The sequence below is a fragment of the Glycomyces sp. NPDC021274 genome (assembly GCF_040641195.1).
Lineage (GTDB): Bacteria > Actinomycetota > Actinomycetes > Mycobacteriales > Micromonosporaceae > Glycomyces.
The window spans coordinates 202,971-222,773 of record NZ_JBFADC010000001.1 but is presented as its reverse complement, the minus strand read 5'-3'; the positions used below and the strand labels follow the sequence as shown (position 1 = coordinate 222,773).

Annotated in this window: 15 protein-coding genes; 11 read left to right on the top strand and 4 right to left on the bottom strand. The window is 71.4% G+C overall.

Features of this window, described 5'->3' with window-relative positions:
• Positions 1–48 precede the first annotated feature (48 nt).
• Genes AB0I03_RS00940 through AB0I03_RS00925 form a run of 4 tightly spaced genes read left to right on the top strand, consistent with a single transcriptional unit; the run spans position 49 to position 5,551 of the window.
• Positions 49–1,200 carry a response regulator gene (locus tag AB0I03_RS00940; protein WP_360404306.1) on the top strand — a complete coding sequence of 384 codons (1,152 nt, stop codon included), beginning with the start codon at positions 49–51 and terminating at the stop codon, positions 1,198–1,200.
• Positions 1,201–1,260: 60 nt separating this feature from the next.
• The gene (locus tag AB0I03_RS00935; protein ID WP_360404303.1) at positions 1,261–2,952 is read left to right on the top strand and encodes an ABC transporter ATP-binding protein; all 1,692 of its coding nucleotides are present in this window, start codon (positions 1,261–1,263) and stop codon (positions 2,950–2,952) included.
• Complete coding sequence (locus AB0I03_RS00930; protein WP_360404300.1) at positions 2,949–4,730, top strand: ABC transporter ATP-binding protein; 1,782 nt, start codon at positions 2,949–2,951, stop codon at positions 4,728–4,730. The genes AB0I03_RS00935 and AB0I03_RS00930 overlap by 4 nt, the downstream gene beginning before the upstream one ends.
• A 44-nt stretch (positions 4,731–4,774) precedes the next feature.
• Positions 4,775–5,551: a protein phosphatase 2C domain-containing protein gene (locus AB0I03_RS00925; protein ID WP_360404297.1), complete on the top strand. Its 777-nt coding sequence runs from the start codon at positions 4,775–4,777 to the stop codon at positions 5,549–5,551.
• A gap of 51 nt (positions 5,552–5,602) precedes the next feature.
• Here the strand turns inward: AB0I03_RS00925 and AB0I03_RS00920 are convergent, their stop codons facing one another.
• Positions 5,603–5,968, bottom strand: a complete 366-nt coding sequence (locus AB0I03_RS00920) for a nuclear transport factor 2 family protein (protein ID WP_360404294.1) — start codon at positions 5,966–5,968, stop codon at positions 5,603–5,605.
• A 126-nt stretch (positions 5,969–6,094) separates the two neighbouring features.
• Here AB0I03_RS00920 and AB0I03_RS00915 point away from each other — a divergent pair, with 126 nt between their 5' ends.
• Positions 6,095–6,886 (top strand): helix-turn-helix transcriptional regulator, encoded by a 792-nt coding sequence (locus tag AB0I03_RS00915; RefSeq protein ID WP_360404291.1) that lies wholly within the window; start codon positions 6,095–6,097, stop codon positions 6,884–6,886.
• A gap of 53 nt (positions 6,887–6,939) precedes the next feature.
• Here AB0I03_RS00915 and AB0I03_RS00910 read toward each other — a convergent pair whose 3' ends face one another.
• Positions 6,940–7,530 carry a hypothetical protein gene (locus tag AB0I03_RS00910; RefSeq protein WP_360404288.1) on the bottom strand — a complete coding sequence of 197 codons (591 nt, stop codon included), beginning with the start codon at positions 7,528–7,530 and terminating at the stop codon, positions 6,940–6,942.
• Between the two features lie 378 nt (positions 7,531–7,908).
• Here AB0I03_RS00910 and AB0I03_RS00905 point away from each other — a divergent pair, with 378 nt between their 5' ends.
• From AB0I03_RS00905 to mgtE, 6 genes are all read left to right on the top strand, one after another.
• A complete protein-coding gene (locus AB0I03_RS00905; protein WP_360404285.1) occupies positions 7,909–9,663 on the top strand; it encodes an ABC transporter ATP-binding protein in 1,755 nt (584 codons plus the stop codon).
• On the top strand, positions 9,660–11,573 hold the full coding sequence (locus AB0I03_RS00900; RefSeq protein WP_360404282.1) for an ABC transporter ATP-binding protein: 1,914 nt from the start codon (positions 9,660–9,662) through the stop codon (positions 11,571–11,573). Before AB0I03_RS00905 ends, AB0I03_RS00900 begins: the two co-directional genes overlap by 4 nt.
• Before the next feature lie 353 nt (positions 11,574–11,926).
• Positions 11,927–12,226 carry an Asp-tRNA(Asn)/Glu-tRNA(Gln) amidotransferase subunit GatC gene (gene gatC / locus AB0I03_RS00895; protein ID WP_289956196.1) on the top strand — a complete coding sequence of 100 codons (300 nt, stop codon included), beginning with the start codon at positions 11,927–11,929 and terminating at the stop codon, positions 12,224–12,226.
• A 2-nt stretch (positions 12,227–12,228) separates the two neighbouring features.
• Positions 12,229–13,761, top strand: a complete 1,533-nt coding sequence (gatA, locus tag AB0I03_RS00890; RefSeq protein WP_360404278.1) for an Asp-tRNA(Asn)/Glu-tRNA(Gln) amidotransferase subunit GatA — start codon at positions 12,229–12,231, stop codon at positions 13,759–13,761.
• A gap of 4 nt (positions 13,762–13,765) precedes the next feature.
• Positions 13,766–15,253 carry an Asp-tRNA(Asn)/Glu-tRNA(Gln) amidotransferase subunit GatB gene (gene gatB, locus AB0I03_RS00885; RefSeq protein WP_360404275.1) on the top strand — a complete coding sequence of 496 codons (1,488 nt, stop codon included), beginning with the start codon at positions 13,766–13,768 and terminating at the stop codon, positions 15,251–15,253.
• A 371-nt stretch (positions 15,254–15,624) separates the two neighbouring features.
• Entirely contained in the window at positions 15,625–16,971 is a 1,347-nt protein-coding gene (mgtE, locus tag AB0I03_RS00880; protein ID WP_360404272.1) for a magnesium transporter, read from the top strand.
• A gap of 56 nt (positions 16,972–17,027) precedes the next feature.
• Here mgtE and AB0I03_RS00875 read toward each other — a convergent pair whose 3' ends face one another.
• Positions 17,028–18,605 carry a metallophosphoesterase gene (locus AB0I03_RS00875; protein ID WP_360404269.1) on the bottom strand — a complete coding sequence of 526 codons (1,578 nt, stop codon included), beginning with the start codon at positions 18,603–18,605 and terminating at the stop codon, positions 17,028–17,030.
• Positions 18,606–18,644: 39 nt separating this feature from the next.
• Positions 18,645–19,793 carry a PQQ-dependent sugar dehydrogenase gene (locus AB0I03_RS00870; RefSeq protein WP_360404266.1) on the bottom strand — a complete coding sequence of 383 codons (1,149 nt, stop codon included), beginning with the start codon at positions 19,791–19,793 and terminating at the stop codon, positions 18,645–18,647.
• Positions 19,794–19,803: the final 10 nt, after the last annotated feature.

Here is a 19,803-nt window from a genome sequence, read left to right as displayed (position 1 = left end):
TAAGGTGGAAGACGCCCGGCCCCGGTACCCCCTCTTTTGGAGCCAACGATGAGCGAAGCCATCTGGATCGAACTGATCAAGATCATCCCCACCTTCGTCTGGCTCGGCCTCGGCCTCGCCGCGCTCGTCGTCGCCAAGCGGCTGCTCACCCAGCAGGCGCACCGGATGACCCGCGTCGAATCGCCGTTCGTGTCCGTCGACTTCGCCCAGGACGCCATCGCCCAGGCCTTCAACCGCGGCCCCGATACCGCTGCGCCGCAAACCGAAACGTCGGCGACTCCCGGCTCCTCCCCGACGGAGGGGCCCGAGCGCGTCGACGAGTCGCAGTGGCGCCGCCGCGCCCATCTCACCCCCGGCGGCTGGGTCAGCACCCCTGGCGGCCCCGCGACGCCCGGAGCCTGGAACCCGCCGTCCGACGACAACGACGCGACGCACCTGCTGCGGCCCGGGCGGGGCGCGGACGAACCGGCCGATGAGGACGAGATCGACTTCGACGCGCTCTTGGAGGAGGTTGCCGCGGAGGACGCCGAGAACGAAGGCGACGGCGTCCAGACCGCCCCGGCCGCCCGCGAACCGCACCCGGCCGCGACGCCGCCCAACACCGGCCCCGTCTACCCGGTGATCCCGGCGCAGCAGGGCCTCCCCGGGATGTACCCGCCGCCGTCCCCGCCGACCGGCACCACCGCCTACCGGCCGCCGTCCTACTTCGCCGCCACCGCCGACCCGCAGCGCGGCCTCCGCGCCGCCACCCGCCTCGCGGCCTCAGCGGACCTCCTGCAAGGCGGCGCGATCCTGTGGATCGACGACCACCCGCACTGGAACGAGCCGCTCATCCGCCTCTTCCGCACGGCCGGCATGCGGGTCGACCCCGTGGGCACCACCGATGAGGCCCTGCGGTACCTCGACCGCGACGACTACGACCTCGTCATCACCGACCTGCGCCGCGAGCGCGACCCGGGCGACCGGGTCGCCGGGATGGTGCTGCTCGACCGCATGGTCGCCCGCGGCTTCCCGACGCCCGCCGTCGTCTTCTCCGACAACCCGCAGGTGCGCACCATGTCCCACCCGCGCGCCGCCGCCACCACCAACAGCCCCGAGGAACTCGTCAACCACGTCGTGGACCTGGTGGGCCACCGCAGGAACGCCATGAACCAGGCGCCCCGATCAAACCTGGGCGGCCTGTTCTTCGGCAACGGCTGAGGCCCGCCCAAGGCAGTTAACCGCTTGCCAATCGGAACGGCGCGTGACTACGTTGGCCTGGTGTCACTCCTCCGCGCGCCCGAACTCCCCGTAGACGACCCCGGCGAACCGCCCACCACCTCTTGGCGGCTCTTCACCTGGCTCGCCACCCGCCGCAAAGGCCTCGCGGCGTCCGTCCTCGTCTCCGCGGTCTTCTCCCTCGGCCTCGTCCCCGTCATGCCGATCTTCCTCACCGGCGCAGTGGACGACGGCATCCGGGGCCGCGACTGGGGCGCGCTCCTCGCCTGGGCCGGCGCCCTCACCCTCGCCGGATCCGTTGCGGCCGTGAGCATCGTGCTGCACCACCGACTGACCGTCTGGTGGCGGCACGACGCCCAGTACCGGGTCCTCCAGCTCGCCACCCGCAAGACCGCCCGCCTCGGCTCGCGCCTGCGCCGCCAGACCACCACCGGCTCGGTCGTCAGCGTCGGCGTCACCGACGTCGTCTCGATCGGCCGCGCCATCGAATCGCTCGCGCCCACCGTCGGCTGCGTGACCGGGATCGTCGCGGTCGCCGTGCTGCTCTTCGGCATGTCCGCGTCCCTCGGCCTCACCGTCTTCATCGGTGTCATCGCCGTCGCCGCGATCACCGGCCCGATGCTCCGCCACCTCCAGGCCCGGTACGGCGCCTACCGCCGCGACATCGGCACCGTCACCGACCGCGCCGCCGACATCGTCGCCGGCCTCCGCGTCCTGCGCGGCGTCGGCGGCGAAGACCGCTTCAACGCCGCCTACCGCCGGGACTCCCAGCGCCTCAAGCGGTCCGGCTTCGGCCTCGCCGCCCCGGGCGCCTGGATCGACGCGATCTCCGAAGGCGCCCCGGCGATCCTGCTCGGCGCGGTCGTCTGGATGTCCGCCCGCCTCGTGGCCGCCGACGAGATCACCGTCGGCCAGATGGTCGCCGCATTCGGGTACACGGCCGCGCTGCTCATGCCGGTGCGCTGGCTGATGGGGACCGCCATGACCATCATCCAGGGCGAGGTCGCCTGCGCGAAGGTCTGCGAACTGCTCGTCCTCCCCGAACGCGACGCACCGCGGGACCCCTTGCAGGGGCCCGAGAGCGGTGCCGAACTCCACGACCCCGAATCCGAGCTCACCCTCGCCCCCGGCCTCACCGCCGTCGCGACCGCCGACACCGATGCCGCCGCCGCGATCTTCGACCGCCTCGCGGGCCTCGCCCCCTCCGAAGCCGTGTTCGGCCGGGTCCCGTTGGCGCGCATGGCCTCCGAGGAGCTGCGCCGCCGCATCCTCCCGGGCGACCACGACGCCTACCTCTTCGCGGGCACCCTCGCCGCCGTCATCGGCGGGCGCGACGCGAAGGCCGCGGTCACCACGGCCGCCGCGGACGATGTCGTGGACGCCCTCCCCGGCGGCCTCGCCGCCGAGATGGACGACCAGGCCCGCACCCTCTCCGGCGGCCAGCGCCAGCGCCTGCGACTCGCCCGCGCCCTCGCAGCGGACCCCGAGGTGCTGCTCCTCCTCGAACCGACCTCCGCAGTGGACTCCCACACCGAATCGCGCATCACCGAGCGCCTCACCGGGTTCCGCCACGGCCGCACCACCGCGGTCGTCAGCGCCTCGCCGCTCTGGCTCGGCCGCGCCGACCAGGTGGTCTTCGTCCAAGAAGGCAAGGTCGCCGCCACCGGCACCCACGCCGAACTCGCCGCGTCCCGCCCCGACTACCGGGCCCTAGTGAACCGGGAGCTCTCATGACCGCCGCACTCAAGACCCAAGGCGCCGCAGGGGACACCGCATCCGAGTCGACCGAGCTGCCGGTCGCCGAGCCCGACCGGGTCCGCCGCGCCTTCGTCGCGCTCCTGCTCTCCGAACGGACCCGCGTGGGCGTCGCCATCGCACTGCGCGTGGCCGCTGCGGGGGCCTCGACCGCCGCGCCGCTCCTGATGGGCCGCATGATCGACGCTCTCGCCGCGGGCGAGGGCATCGGCGACATCGACATGCTCGCCGCCGGGATGGCCGCCGCCATCGCCGCCGCGGTGGCGCTCACCTGGCTCGCGAGCTTCACCGCGAACCGCGTGGGCGAACGCCTCTCGGCGCGGCTGCGCGAGCGCTTCGTCGAGCAGTGCCTGCGCCTGCCGCTGCACACCGCCGAGCAGGCCGGCGCGGGCGACCTCATGACCCGCGCGTCCGTCGACGTCCCGCAGTCCGGCAACCTCATCCGCGACGCGCTCCCGAAAGCGGCCGTGGCGATCCTGACCGCCCTCGTCTACATCGGAGCGATGGTCTGGGTCAACGCCCTCCTCGCCCTCTGCATGCTGCTCGCCGTGCCGCTCATCGCGGTGGGCGCCCGCTGGTACCTCAAGCGCGCCCGCGACGGGTACCTGGCGCAGGCCCGCACCGAGTCCCGTTCCGGCGAGGCCCTCGCCGCGACCGCCGACGGCGCCCGCACCGCCGAGCTGTACCGCCTCGAGGCCGACCGCATCGCGCACGGCGACACCACGATCGCCGCGCACTGGGCCGCCAACAAGTACACGCTCTACCTGCGCAGCATCTACTTCCTGACCCTCGAGAGCTCCTATGTGCTCCCCGCGTCGGCCGTGCTCGTGCTCGGCGGCGCGATGTACTTCGACGGGAGCGTGAGCCTCGGCGAGGTCGCCGCGTGCGCGGTGCTCTCGCGCCAGATCATGACCCCGATGAACTTCCTGCTCATGATGGTCGAATGGCTCCAGCGCGGCTTCGCGTCGTTCGCCCGCGTCGAGGGCGTCGCCGCCATCGACACCGACGAGGCGGCCACCGCCGCGGCCGTCCCGGCCGACGGCACAGTGGAACTCCGCTCGGTCCACTTCGCCTACCCGACCGGCCCCGAAGTCCTCCACGGCGTGGACCTCGTGATCCCCGCGGGCGAACGGCTCGCGGTCGTGGGCCCCAGCGGCGCGGGCAAGTCCACCATCGCCCGCCTCGTCTCGGGCATCGACGCCCCCACGTCGGGCCGGGTCCGGATCGGGGGCGTGGACGTCGCGTCGCTGCCGCTGGGGGAGCGCCGCGGCCACGTCACCCTCGTGACCCAGGAGCACCACGTCTTCGCCGCGACCCTCAGGGACAACCTCACCCTCGCCAAGCCCGAGGCGGACGACGCCGAACTGCGCCAGGCGCTCACCACGGTGGGAGCGACCTGGGCCGACGATCTCGACGCCGAACTCGGCGGCACCGCAGCGGAACTCGACCCGGCCGCCGCCCAGCAGATCGCCCTCGCGCGCATCGTCCTCGCCGACCCGGACGTGGTGATCCTCGATGAGGCCACTGCGATGCTCGACCCCCGTGCCGCCCGCGACACTGAGCGCGCCCTCGCGGCGGTCCTGGAGGGCCGCACCGTCATCGGCATCGCGCACCGCCTGCACACCGCGCACGACGCCGACCGCATCGCCGTCATCGAGGACGGCGGCCTCGCCGAACTCGGCAGCCACGATGAGCTCCTGCGAGCGGACGGGCCCTATGCTCGCCTCTGGAACACCTGGCACGGCACCAGTGTCTGACGAGTGCGAACGAGGGAGCACGTCTTGAAGAGGCAGCGTCCGGTATGACCTTCGCAGTGAAGCGCGGCACCGCGATCGGGTCCGGCACGGAGAACCACGACCTGGCCTTGACCGGCACGGACTGGGCCCTGGTGCTCGACGGCGCGAACCCGCCCGCGGGCGCCGACGTCGGGTGCTCGCACGGGGTCGGCTGGATCGTGGAAAGGCTCGGCGCGCACCTCAGCGAAGGCCTGCACGAGGGCGAGGCCGCGCTTGCGGCGGTCCTGCGCGAGGCCATCCACGCCACGGTCGCCGACCACGGCCCGGGCTGCGACACGACCCACCCGCGGTCGCCCGGGGCGACCGCGGCACTGGCCCGCAGAGCCGCCGATCATCTGGAATGGCTGGTCTTGGGCGATGCCGCCGTCCTCTTCGAGGACACGACCGGCCGGGTCGCCGTCGCGACCGACGACCGCGTCCACGAACTCCCCGAGCCGCTTGAAGCCGCCGCAGGCCTGGAGGCGTTCATCGCCCAGTACCGCAACAAGCCCGGCGGGGCCTGGTTCGCCGGCGCGGTGCCCGAAGCGGCCGACCACGCCTTCACCGGCCGTCAGCCGGTCGCCGAGCTCCGCCGGATCCTGCTGTGCACCAACGGCATCACGCGCCTGACCGAGCGGTACGACTACCGCGCCGCCGACCTGATGACCCTTGCGACCACCAACCGCGGCCCGGCGGCGCTCATCGACGCCGTGCGCGGCGCCGAACTCACCGACCCCGATCCGGAGCGGTGGAGCGGCAAGCGGCACGACGACGCCACCGTCGTCCTCGTCGACCTGCACTGATTCCCGAATCGCACGCTCTAGCCGAAGCCGGCCACCGGGAACCCCGCGAACTCAGGCGCTGGGCACCTTGTCGAGGAAGCCGAGCACCTGGCCGATGCGTCCCTCGCCGTCGAGGACGACCACGTCGAAACCCACGACCGGCGGCTCCACGCCCTCCGGGCCGAGGCCCCAGGTGAACCGGGCCTGCCGCCCGTGGCCGTCGACCGGCCCGACGAGCGTGAAGACCCAGCCGGGGAACTGCTGGTGGGCACCGGCGATGAAGGCGTCGACGCCGTCGTGGCCGGCGACGGCCGCCATGGGGTCGGTGTAGCTGACGTCGGCGGTGAACAGGTCGGCCACCAGGCGCTTGCGCTCGGTCTCGTCGGTCGCGTTGAACGCGTTGAGGTAAGCGGCGGCGATGGCGTTGAAGTCGGTCATGTCGATTCCTGTCTCTCACTGCCCCGGCGTCTCCCGGGAACGACACCAGCTTCGCCGCGATCACGGCTCCCGTCGATTACCTCGGAGGTAATCGGATGCACTACCTGTGGGTTTAGGCTGGGCCGCATGGCAGTACCGCTCACCGAGACCGCGACCCGCCGGACCCCGGGCGACCGCATCCGGCACTGGCGCGCGCAGCGCCACCTGACGCAGCAGGAGCTCGCGATCCAGTGCCGCATCTCCGCCCGCCACCTGAGCTTCATCGAGACCGGCCGCTCCAGGCCGACGTCGGCGATGGTCCTCAGGATCTGCGAGGAACTCGACGTCCCCCTGCGCGACCGCAACGACATCCTGATGGCGGCGGGCCACGCTCCCGCCTACACCGAGTCCTCACTGGACCAGCCTTCGATGGGCAGCATCGGCCAGGCCCTCATCCAGATCCTCGACGGCCACCTGCCCTACCCCGCCGTCGTGGTCGACCGGCAGTGGAACATGGTCGACGCGAACGCCGCCATCGACCAGCTCATCGCCGGCAGCGCGGCCGAACTGCTCGAACCGCCCGTCAACGTCCTGCGGCTCAGCCTGCACCCCGACGGCGTCGCGCCCCGCATCCGCAACCTCCCGCAATGGCGCGCCCACCTCTTCTCCCGCCTCGACCACCAGATCCGGGCCACCGGCGACCCCGAACTCGAGCGCCTGCGGGAGGAGCTGCGCGGCTACCCGGGCGGCATCGACACCGCCCCGCCGCACAGCCTCGTCGTCCCCCTGCGGATCGACATCGGCGGCGCCGTGCGCTCCTTCTTCACCACCACAACGGTCTTCGGCACCCCCATGGACATCACCGTGGCCGAACTCGCCATCGAATCCTTCTTCCCCGCCGACCCCGAAACCGCTGCGGCCCTGGGGCACCGCCGATAGCGCCGTCGCATTGGGATACGCGACCTCTCCGGACACTCGCGGGTCGCGCGAGCCTACGAGGCGGCGATCGCCCTGATGTCGTCGGTGAAGCGCACGGGGTCGCTCAGGTGGGGGTGGTCGCCTTCGGTGCGGTAGGTCGTGCAGGCGGCTGCGGGGAGGCGCTGCTGGAGCCAGGCCTCGTAGCCGGGCTGCGGGGCGGCGGCGAAGATCGCCAGGTAGCGGCATTGGAGGCGGCGGGGGCCGGCGGTGATCTCCTGGAGGGCGCGTTCGGTGTCGGGGTCGTGGTGCGGCTCGTCCAGGCGCTGTTCGATGCTGACGACGGCGTGGGCGAGGTAGCGGGCCGCGAAGAGCGAGGCGACGAGGCCCGCGGGGCCGTGGCCGGCGATGACGGGGGCGCGGGTGCCCATGGCGGCGACGTACGCGGCGAGGGTCTCTGCCCGGGCCGTGAGCGAGCGGCTCGGGGGGAGGTCCAGGACGGCGACGGCGTGCTCGTCGGCGAGGCGGGCCGCAACGGGCCACCAGGCCGAGCGGTCGGCGCCCGCTTCGTTGAGGAGGAGGACCGGGCGACCTTCGGCGCCCCAGCGGTCGCCGTCGCGCTCGCGGTCCGGGTCTTGGAGGAGGTCTTCGAAACGCAGCGCCGGCATGGCGGAGGCTCCTGTCGGGAGGTCGGCGAAAAGGTCCTGGGCGGTGTCGTCGGCCGGGCAGGGCAGGGTCAAACGCATCGCAGGCGTTGCGGTGCAAGGGAATGGGAGCGGCGTCGCGACCGGAGGCCGGCCGTCGGCGGTCCGTCGGGGCCGTGCTGCTGCAGGATGGCGGTCCTCCTCGGCGATATCAGATACCGGTGCGACGCGGAGAGTCTACGAGCCGATGTGAGGCAAATTCCCGGTGGGTCCGATTCGTCCCTCGTGGTGAGAGACCTCGGTCTCGCACGAGCCGCGACTCTCGGTGAAAACCGCTGGTAGCCACCCGTTGCGGGTCTTAATCGATTGCCGGATGTCGGACCTCCCCTTTACGCTCGGCTAGTGAGGTTCCTCCGCGCCCCCGAGCTGCCATTGGATAACCCGTTGCTCCCTCAAGGGACGAGGGGCGACCCGTCGTCCCTCGCCGCATTGCAGCAGCCGCCGGGCACGCCCTGGCGGCTCCTCATATGGCTCGCCACCCGCCGCAAGGGCCTCATGCTCGCGGCGCTCATCACCTCCGGGATCGCGCTCGGCTCGCTGCCGGTGCTCCCGTTCTTCCTCACCGGCGCCGTCGACCACGGTCTGCGCGAACGCGACTGGGGCGCCCTCGCGTTCTGGTCGCTCGGCATGGTCCTCGCCGGGTTCGTCACCGCCGGGATGATCGTCTGGTCGCACCGCCTCACCGTGTTCTGGCGCGCCGACGCCTCCTACCGTGTCCTGCAGCTCGCGACCAGGAAGGTCAACCGGCTCGGCGACGACCTGCGCAAGAAGCTCACCACCGGCGAGGTCGTGAGCGTCGGCGCCACCGACATCAACCGCATCTCGTGGGCCGTCGACTCCCTCGCCCCCACCGCGGGCTGCCTCGTCGGCCTCATCGCGGTCGGCGTGCTCCTCTTCAACACTTCGATCGCCTTGGGCCTCACCATCTTCATCGGCGTGTTCGCCGTCGGCCTCGTCACCGGCCCGCTCCTCACCCGCCTCCAGGACCGCCAGGAGCAGTACCGCGAACGCGTCGGCGACATCACCGAACGCGCCTCCGACATCGTCTCGGGCCTGCGCGTGCTGCGCGGCATCGGCGGCGAGGCCCGCTTCAACGCGTCCTACCGGCGCGACTCCGACGCCCTGCGCTCCGCCGGATACAAGGTCGCCGGCCCCACCGCCTGGCTCAACTCCCTCGGCGAGGGCACGCCCGCGATCCTCCTCGGCGTCGTCATCTGGATCGCCGCACGCCAGGTCGCCTCTGGAGACCTGACGCCGGGCCAGATGGTCGCGGCGTTCGGCTTCACCGGCGCGCTGCTGCTGCCCGTGCACTGGCTCATCGGCTGCACCTACCGGATCATCGAGGGCCGCGTCGCCGCCGGCAAGGTCTGCGAACTGCTGGGCACCCCCGAACGCGACGCCCCCGCCGAGATCCTGCCCGGCCCCCGCGAAGGCGCGGAACTCCACGACCCCGAGTCCGGCCTCACCGTCGCCGGCGGCGAGCTCCTCGCCGTCGCCTCCTCCGACTCCGAGCAGGTCGCCGCCGTCTTCGACCGGCTCGGCGGGTTCACCGAGTCCGAGGCCCGCTTCGGCACCGTCCCTGTGGCGCAACTGGACCGGGACGAACTGCGCCGCCGCGTGCTCGTCGCCGACCACGACGCCTACCTGTTCGCCGGCACCGTCGCCGCCGCGGTCGCCGCCCGCGACGGGGCCGACCGCGTGTCCCTCGCCATCGAGGCCGCCTCGGCGCACGACGTCATCGAAGCCCTCCCCGAAGGCCTCGACACCGAGCTCGAGAACCAGGCCCGCACCCTCTCCGGCGGCCAGCGCCAGCGGCTGCGGCTCGCCCGCGCCATCGCCGCCGACCCCGAGGCCCTGCTCCTGCACGAGCCGACCTCCGCGGTCGACTCCCACACCGAGGCCCGCATCGTCGAGCGCCTCGCCGAGACCCGCGGCGGCCGCGCCACCGCGATCGCCACGACCTCGCCGCTGTGGCTCGGCCGCGCCGACACGGTCGCGTTCGTCCAGGGCGGCAAGGTGGTCGCCCGCGGCACGCACCGCGAACTGGTCGCCGAGCACTCCGACTACCGCGCACTCGTCACCCGGGGAACTGCATGACCACCACCGCCACGCCCGAAAAGAAGACGAACCAGCTGCCGATCGCCGACACCCGGACGGTCCGCCGCGCGTTCTTCCGCCTCCTCGGCTCCGAGCGGCGCCGCGCGATCGTCGCGGTCAGCCTCCACCTGGTCGCGGCCGTCGCCGCGGCCGTCGCGCCGATCCTGCTGGGGGAGATGCTCGACGAGCTGGCCGCCGGCTCCGGCGCGGGCGCGATCGACCGGCTCGCGCTCGGCATCGTGGCCGCGATCGTCGTGGTCGTCGCCTTCACCTGGGCCGGCACGTACGTCTCCTACCGCCTGGGCGAGCGGCTCTCGGCCCGCATGCGCGTCCAGTTCGTCGAACGCGCCCTGCGCCTGCCGATGCCCGTGGTCGAGCAGGCCGGCTCCGGCGACCTCATGACCCGCTCCTCCGCCGACGTCCCCGAAGCCGGGGTCCTCTTCCGCGACGGCCTCCCGCAGGTCACCGTCTCGATCCTGAAAGTCCTGGTCTTCTTCGGCGCCATGCTCGTCGCGAGCCCGCTCCTCGGCCTCTGCATGCTCGTCGTCGTGCCATCGCTGTGGGTCGGCACCCGCTGGTACCTCAAACGCGGCCGCAACGGCTACCTCGCCGAGCGCGCCGCCGAATCGGCCATCGGCGACACGATCGGCGCCAACGCCGACGGCGCCCGCACCACCGAGGCCTACCGCCTCCGCGAGCAGCGCGACGCCGCCGGCGACGCCACCGTGGCCAAGCACTGGAAGGCCGCCCGCTACACGCTCTTCCTGCGCAGCGTCTACTTCCCGTTCCTGGATGGCGCGTACGCCCTGCCGACCGCGACCGTGCTGCTCGTGGGCGGCGCGTTCTACTTCGACGGCGCGGTCACCCTCGGCACCGTCGCGTCCTGCGCGGTCCTGACCCGCCAGATCATGTTCCCGATCGACCACATCCTCATGTGGGTCGAGAAGGTCCAGCGCGGCTTCGCGGCCATGTCCCGCATCGAAGGCGTCGCCGAGGCCGAGGACGCCGAAGCGGACGCCACCACCGAGCGACCCGCCGACGGCACCGTGGACCTCACCGAGGTCCGCTACGCCTACCCGACCAGCCCCCGCGACGTGCTCCACGGCGTCACCTTGAGCGTCCCCGCCGGGCAGCGCCTCGCGGTCGTGGGCCCTTCCGGCGCAGGCAAATCGACGCTCGCGCGCCTCATCTCCGGCTCTGACGTGCCCCGCGAGGGCCGCGCCGCGATCGGCGGCGTCGACGTCGCCGCGCTCCCGCTGGACGAGCGCCGCAAGCGCGTCACCCTCGTCACCCAGGAGCACCACGTCTTCACGGCCTCCTTGCGCGACAACCTGATCCTCGCCAAAGCCGAGGCCCAGGACGACGAGCTGCAGGCGGCCCTGGCCGCGGTCGGCGCCGACTGGGCCTTCGACCTGCCCGAGGGGCTCGACACGCCGCTGGGCGGCAAGAACCGGGAGCTGGACGCGGCGAGCGCTCAGCAGATCGCGTTGGCGCGGATCATCCTGGCCGACCCCGATGTGGTGATCCTCGACGAGGCGACGGCGATGCTCGACCCGCGCGCCGCGCGCGACACCGAGCGCGCGCTCGGGGCGGTCCTGGAGGGCCGCACCGTGATCGCGATCGCGCACCGGCTCCACACCGCGCACGACGCGGACCGCATCGCGGTGGTGGAGGACGGCCGGGTCGCCGAGCTGGGGAACCATGACGAGCTGATCGCGCTCGACGGCCACTACGCCGCACTCTGGCGGGCCTGGCACGGCGAGGGTACGAGCCGTAAATTCGCAGAGCACGGCGAGGGCACGAGCCGTAAGTTTGCAGAGCCCGGGGAGGACACGAGCCGCACCTCTGCTGAGAACGATGCCGAGGCGGCTTCGGAGGGCGAGTTCGCCGCTGCCACGAAGACCTTGTAGCACAAAAAGAACCAGGCCCCGGGCTTCCGCCCGGGGCCTGTACTGGCTCGAGAACACCACCACAAGTCGGAACACCCACCGACTCGTTCTTAGCAAGGAAACAGAAAGGAAACCAGGAAACCCGTTCCGAACCAGTGACGAAAGAGTATCACGTCACATCTCCAGTGGCTAGGGGGCTGTTTCAGGCTCACGCCGCCGGTGTCGATCGAATTTCGCGATCCCTCCGTCACACCTGCGGGCAACCGTCGCGCAGATCGCCCCACACTGGGCGGTGCCCGCCTCGGGCCCCGACCGCGCACGGCCTAGACTCGACAGGTCTTCCCGCAGCTAGTAACCGTTAGGAAACACCTGTCGTGAGTACGATTTCACGCGAGGAAGTCGCGCACCTGGCGCGGCTGGCCCGCCTCGAAGTCACCGATGACGAGCTCGACGCCTTCGCCGGCCAGCTCGACGTCATCCTCGAATCGATGAAGACGCTCGCCGAAGTGAACACGGACGGCGTCCAGCCGACCTCGCACGCGGTGCCGCTGGTGAACGTCTTCCGGGAAGACCAGCCCCAGCCGTCCCTGCCCCGCGACGCCGCGCTCGCGGGCGGACCCGACACGTTCGAGGACCGCTTCCGCGTCCCGCGCATCCTGGACGAGGAGGCCTAGACATGAGCCGCATCATCGACCGGACCGCCGCCGAACTGGCCGCGGACATCCGTGAAGGCCGCACCACCTCCGTCGAGGTCACCACCGCGTTCCTCGACCGGATCGACGCCGTCGACGGCACTGTCAAGGCGTTCCTCCACGTCGACCGCGACGGCGCGCTCGCCACCGCGGCCGAGGTCGACGCCGCCGTCGCCGCGGGCCAGGAGCTCGGCCCGCTCGCCGGCGTCCCGATCGCCGTCAAGGACGTCGTGGTCACCAAGGGCCTCCCGACCACCGCCGCCTCGAAGATCCTCGAGGGCTGGATCCCGCCCTACGACGCGACGATCACCGAGCGCATCAAGGCCGCGAAGATGCCGATCCTCGGCAAGACCAACCTCGACGAGTTCGCCATGGGCTCCTCGACCGAGTACTCCGCGTACGCGAAGACCCTGAACCCGTGGGACACCGGGCGCATCCCCGGCGGCTCCGGCGGCGGCTCGGCCGCGGCCGTCGCCGCGAAGATGGCCCCGCTCGCGATCGGCACCGACACCGGCGGCTCGATCCGCCAGCCCGGCGCGGTGACCGGCACGTTCGGCGCCAAGCCCACCTACGGGTCCAACTCCCGGTACGGCCTCATCGCCTTCTCCTCCTCGCTGGACACCCCCGGTCCCGTATCGCGCAACGCCCTCGACGCCGCCCTGCTGCACGAGGTCATCTCCGGCTACGACCCGCGCGACTCGACCGCGATCGACGCGCCCGTCCCGCCCGTGGTCGCCGCCGCCAAGGCCGGCGCCACCGGTGACCTGTCGGGCGTCAAGCTCGGCATCGTCAAGGAGTTCGCCGAAGGCGCCGACGCCGCCGAGCCCGGCGTCATCGCCGCCTACGAGGCCGGCGTGGAGCAGCTCGTCAAGCTCGGCGCGGAGGTCGTCGAGGTCTCCTGCCCGTCCTTCAGCTACGCGCTGCCCACCTACTACCTCATCGCGCCGTCCGAGGCCTCCTCGAACCTGGCCCGCTACGACGGCGTCCGCTACGGCCTGCGCGCCGGCGACGACGGGAAGCACTCGCTCGAAGAGGTCATGAGCCTCACCCGCGAAGCCGGCTTCGGCCCGGAGGTCAAGCGCCGCATCATCCTCGGCACCTACGCGCTCAGCGCCGGGTACGTGGACGCGTTCTACGGCAAGGCCCAGCTCGTGCGCACCCTCATCAAGCAGGACTTCGAGAAGGCCTTCGAGCAGGTCGACGCCATCATCAGCCCGACCACGCCGTTCATCGCCTTCAAGTTCGGCGAGCGCACCGGCGACCCGTACCAGATGTACCTCGCCGACCTCTACACGATCCCGACCAACCTCTACGGCGGCCCCGGCGTCTCCGTCCCGGTCGGCCTCTCCGAGGGCATGCCCGTGGGCCTGCAGGTCATGGGCCCGGTCATGGGCGACGACATCACCTACCGCGTCGCGGCCGCCCTGGAGTCCACGCAGGACACCCTGCTCGCCGACACCGCGCCCGAGATCTCCGCAAATCTACGTCTCACTGCGTTCGACGAGAAGGGGAACTAGCGTCATGACGAAGCTGAACGACTACGACAAGGCCGTCGAGACCTACGAGCCCGTCCTCGGCCTCGAGACCCACATCGAGCTCGACACGCGCACCAAGATGTTCTGCGGCTGCTCCACGACCTTCGGCGCCGAGCCCAACACGCAGACCTGCCCGGTCTGCCTGGCCCTGCCCGGCGCCCTGCCCGTCGCCAACAAGGCCGCGATCGAGGCCACCATCAAGATCGGCCTGGCCCTCAACTGCCACATCGCCGAGTGGACCCGCTTCGCCCGGAAGAACTACTTCTACCCGGACATGCCGAAGAACTTCCAGACCAGCCAGTACGAGGAGCCGCTCTGCGAGAACGGCTACGTCGACGTGGTCGTGGAGGGCAAGGAGTACCGCGTCGAGATCGAGCGCGTGCACCTCGAAGAGGACACCGGCAAGACCCTCCACGTCGGCGGCGCCACCGGCCGCATCCACGGCGCCACCGAGTCCCTCGTGGACTACAACCGCGCCGGCATCCCGCTCGTGGAGATCGTCACCCGCCCGGTGCCCGGCACCGGCGCCCTCGCCCCCGAGGTCGCCCGCGCCTACACCGCCGAACTGCGCGACATCGTGCGCTCCCTCGGCGTCTCCGACGTGCGCATGGAGCAGGGCTCGCTGCGCTGCGACGTCAACCTCTCGCTCAACCTGCCGGGCGAGCCGTGGGGCACCCGCACCGAGACGAAGAACGTCAACTCCCTGCGCTCGGTCGAACGCGCCGTCCGCTACGAGGTGCGCCGCCAGTCCGCGCTCCTCGACGCCGGCGAGCGGATCTTCCAGGAGACCCGCCACTTCCAGGAGACCACCGGCGAGACCCGCGCCGGACGCTCCAAAGAGGAGGCCACCGACTACCGGTACTTCCCCGAACCCGACCTCGCCGTCATGGAACCGTCCCGCGAATGGGTCGAGCAGCTCCGGTCCGAGCTGCCCGAGCCCCCGCGCAAGCGCCGTGAGCGCCTCCAGGCCGCATGGTCCCTGGGCGACAAGGAGATGCAGTCGGTCGTCAACGCCGACGCCATCGAACTCATCGAGGCCACCGTCGCCGCCGGCACCACGCCGTCCGGCGCCGTCAAGTGGTGGCTCGGCGAGCTCTCGCGCCGCGCCAACGAGTCCGGCGAGGAACTCGCCGCCCTCGCCATCACGCCCGTCCAGGTCGCGCAGCTCCAGGGCATGGTCGACGACGGCCGCCTGAACGACAAGCTGGCCCGCCAGGTCATCGACGGCGTGCTCGCCGGCGAGGGCGACCCGGCCGACGTCGCCGCCAAGCGCGGCCTCGAGGTCGTCTCCGACACCGGCGCGCTGGAAGCCGCCGTCGAGGAGGCCATCGCGGCCAACCCGGCCGTCGCCGACAAGATCCGCGGCGGCACCCACGCCGCCGCCGGCGTCCTCATCGGCGCGGTCATGAAGGCCACCAAGGGCCAGGCCGACGCCGGCACGGTCCGCCAGATCATCCTGGACAAGCTGAGCTAGTACGAAACGAGCGAAGGGCCGGACCCGAGCCGATTGACGGCTCGCAAGCTTCACCGAAGCTGTCCGGCCCTTTCGCGTTCACTGTCCGTTCAGTCCCGGTGTGAGCCGCGAGTCTTTGGGCACCCCAGTAAGCGATGTTGTTCACAGATGATTGCTACCCTTGACCGCGCAAGGCTCACCCGCGACCGGAGGAGGTGAGGGCCATGGGCGACGACCCCGGATCTAGTCGAGATACCGACGTGTTCTTCCCATTTCCCTTTTACCGTGCTCCGCGTCCTCTTACATTGAAGCGGGCAGCCTGACCTGCGGCGAACGTACCGCTGCATGAGGTCGGGGCACGGCCCTTTCCTCATGTAATGGAGGTGGCTGCCATGGCTCAGGTCATCCAGCCCATTTCGCCCGCGGCGGTCGACGAGCTCGCGGCGCTCCGCCTGGAACTCGCCGACACCTCGACTGTCGTACTCGCCGAAGAGCTTCCGCGCATGGACCTGGCCGAACAGGCCCTCCGGTTCCGGCTCCTCCCCAAGGACCGCGCGCTCGCCGTCTTCGAAGAGCTCGACACCGTCCACCAGCAGGAGCTCATCGACGGGCTCAAGACCGACACCGTCCGCGAACTGCTCGACTCGATGGAGGCCGACGACCGGGCCAAGCTCTTCGACGAGATGCCCGCCAAGGTCGCCACCCGGTTCCAGTCCCAGCTGAACGCTGCCGACCGGCGGATCACCGCGCAGCTGCTCGGGTACGAGCCGGAGTCCGCGGGGCGCATCATGACGCCCGACTACGTGTCGCTGCGCGCCTCGATGTCCGCGGCCGCCGCGATCGAGCGCATCCGGCACCTGCGCGAACGGCCCCGGAACATCGACGTGCTGCCGGTGACCGACGGGCACCGCAAGCTCCTCGGCACCGTCACGCTCGCCGACCTCGTGAGCGCCGACCCCGACCTGCCCGTCAGCGACCTCATCGCGGACGAGCACTACCAGGTCTCCACCGACACCGACCAGGAAGAGGCCGCCCGCCTCATCCAGGAGGCCAACCTCATCGCGCTCTCCGTGGTCGACCACGAGGACCGCCTCGTCGGGCTCATCACCTGGGACGACGCCATGGAGATCCTCGAGGCCGAGGACACTGAGGACGCCGCCCGCGCCGGTGCCGCCGAACCGCTCGAGCGGCCCTACCTCTCGGCCGGCGTGTTCATGCTGGCGCGCAAGCGCGCCGTGTGGCTGCTCATCCTGGCCGTCTCGGCGTCGCTCACCGTGACCGTCCTCAACTACTACGAGACCTACCTCGCGAACGTCACGGTCCTGGCCGTGTTCATCTCGCTGCTCACCGGCACCGGCGGCAACTCCGGTTCGCAGGCGTCGGTGACGATCATCCGCGCCATGGCCGTCGGCGAAGTCCGCTTCTCCGACGCCTTCAGGATCACCTGGCGCGAATCGCGGGTGGGCTTGCTGCTCGGTGCCATGCTCGCCGTAGTCGGCGGACCGGTGGTCGGCTTCGTCTACGGCTGGGACATCGGGCTCATCATCGCGGCGACCCTCCTGGTCATCTGCACTTGGTCGACATTCGTCGGCTCGCTGCTGCCGCTACTGGCAAAGAAAGTCGGCATCGACCCGGCCCTCGTCTCGGCACCGATGGTCTCGACCCTCTGCGACGCGACCGGCCTGCTCATCTACTTCTCGGTGGCCGCGCTGATCCTCGGCCCGGTGCTCACCGGCTGAACGCACGAACGGGAAGGCCCAGAAGCACCGCTTCTGGGCCTTCGGCGTATCCGTGGTCAATCCCGCTGCGGCGCAGTCGGTTCCGTGCTGCCCTGTATCTCTGCCTCGTTGACCTGGTCCTCGGTCGGGATCACCGTCCGGTCGAGGGTCACGTCCGTTTCCGTGCCCGACCCGACCGAGATCGAGTCGTAGGCGGTGAGCGCCTTCGTGACCGGGTCGAAGTAGAGGACGTCCATCTCCATGCGCATCGGGTCGTCGGACTGGAAGTTCCGCAGCCCGGCCGCGCCCGTCGAGCCCTCGACCATGAGCGAGGTGCCGTCGCCGAGGTCGTGCACCGCCCGCTCGTGCGTGTGCCCGGCCAGGACCAGCGGCACCACTCCGGCGAGCGGGTCCGCCATCGGCGGCTCGTGCACCATCGCCACGTCGGCCCCGCCCGCTTCGGTGATGGTCCGCGCCAGCCGCTCCCCGGATTCGACGAGCATCTGCTGCGCGTACTCGCTCGACGGCTGCGCGCCCTTGTCCGGCGTGAACCGCGGATCGGCGACCCCGGCGAACTCCAGGCCCGCGATCTCCCGCACCTCGCCGTCGAGTACCACCACATGGTCGTAGGCCGAGAGCGCCGCCACGGTCGTCACCGAGTCGTGGTTGCCCTTCACGAACACGTACGGCACGCTGATCTGCTCCACGCCCTGCGAGAAGATCTCGGCCTCCTGCTCGGAGCCGTAGTCGTTCATGTCGCCGGTGTCGGCCACCGCGTCGATGTCGAACTGGTCCACGACCGACTCCATGAGGTGCCAGGCCGAAGGATTCAGGTGGATGTCCGAGACGTGCAGGACCCGGATCGAGTCGTCCTGGATGCCCAGCTGCGGCATGTCCATCGCCAGCGCGTAGAACTCCGAGATGTTCGTGACGAACTTCTGCAGGTTCGCCACGTACTCCTCGTAGTTCACGGCGATGTCCTCGGCGTTGCCGACCACACTGGGCGCGTAGGCGAGCAGGCCCTCGTAGCGGGGCTGCGAGATCGACTCGGTGCGCAGGGTCGTGGCCGCGTACCCCATGAGCGCGGCCGTCACCGCGAGCGAGGTGACGCCGGTGAGCAGTGCCCGCCGCATCGTGCGGAACGCGAGCGCCCCGACGAGGAGCCCGCAGAGGGTGACGATCGCCAGGGCCTCGACGACGACCCGCACGACCGCGTCCGTGACGTCGGAGGCGAGGCTCTTGGAGGCGCTGGTGACGCCGCCGGGGGTGTTGATGATGTCCTGCGCTTCGACCGGGTCGACCGAGTCGAGGCTGAGGTTGAGGCCGACGGGGCCGTCGTGGCTGTCGAAGATGACGTCGCCCAGGGGCGGGATGGTCACGACGGTCTCGCCGGAGAGGTCGGGGTGGAGCGACACGGTCGTGTCGAACGGCCCGATGTCGGCTTTGGTGCCGCCGACGAGTGCGAGGCCTCCGGCGGCGGCACCGGTGCCCATGAACAGGATCGCGGCGACGACGAGGAACTGCCGCACCCGCTCGGAGCGCCGCAGCCGCGACCAGCCCGCTCTCGATCTGCCCCACAAGGACTTCACGCGCCTCGCGGCGGGTCGGAGGGCGTCCCTGGTGCGGTGCAGTGCGGCGGCGAGCCGGTCGTTCATCGAGTGCCTTTCTCGCGCGGCGGTCGGGTGTGCTGCGGCTCAGACCCTGCCCTGGGCCGCGTAGCTGGTGGAGAAGCGGATGATCCGGTCGTCGGCGTCGTGCGGGGCGCAGCCGCGTTCTTCGGTGCATTGGCCGTCGCGGTTCGAGGTGGTCACCCAGAGCATGCCGTCGGGGCCCATGGCGACCGATCGTAGTCGACCGAACTCGTTGACGGCGGCGGCTTGCGGCTCCGCTGCGGCGCCGGTGGTGTCGAACTGGACGGTCCAGAGGCGCTGGCCGCGTAGGCAGGCGGTGACGAGGGTGTCCTCGAGGAAGACCGCGCCGGCGCAGGAGGCCTCGAAGGGCTCCCAGGTGAGGGCGGGGTCGGTGAAGTCGTCCTCGGTGTCGTTGCCCTCGAAGTAGGGCCAGCCGTAGTTGGCGCCCGGTTCGATGCGGTTGACCTCGTCGGCGACGTCCTGGCCGATCTCGGTGGCGTAGAGCTGGCCGGCGCTGTTCCAGGCGAGGCCTTCGACGTTGCGGTGGCCGAGGGTGTAGACGGGGGAGTCGGGGAAGGGGTTGCCGGGGGCGGGTTCGCCTTCGGCGGTGATGCGGAGGATCTTGCCGGCCAGGGATTCCGGGTCTTGGGCGGCGTCGCCGTAGCCGCCGTCGCCGGTGGCGGCGTAGAGGAGGCCGTCGGGGCCGAAGTCGAGGGCGCCGCCGTTGTGGTCGAGTCCGGCGGGGATGCCGGTGAGGATCGGCTCGGGTGCGGCGTCGGAGCCGGTGTCGATCTTGGCGATGCGGTTGTCGGCGGCGGTGGTGTAGTACGCGTAGACGATCGAGTCGGTGTCGTAGGTGGGTGAGACGGCGAGGCCGAGGAGGCCGCCTTCGCCGAGGCTGGTGACGTCGATCGTGCGGAGCGTCTCGGGTTCGCCGGCGGTGCCGTCTTCGGCGAGGGGGATGGCGAGGAGGCGCCCGGTGGTGCGCTCGCCGACGATGGCGGTGCCGTCGGGGAGGAAGTCGAGGCCCCAGGGGACTTCGAGGCCTTCGGCGACGACGTCCATGAACGAGGTCTGCTCCTGGGGTTCGCCGCTGGGGGTGGGGAGGTTCGGGGGTTCGCCGGACTCGGGCTCGGGCGGCTCGCCGAAGGAGCATGAGGCGAGCGTGAGTGCGGCGGCTGTTGCCGCCGCGGCCGAGAGCAACCTGCGCATGGCCCCAAGA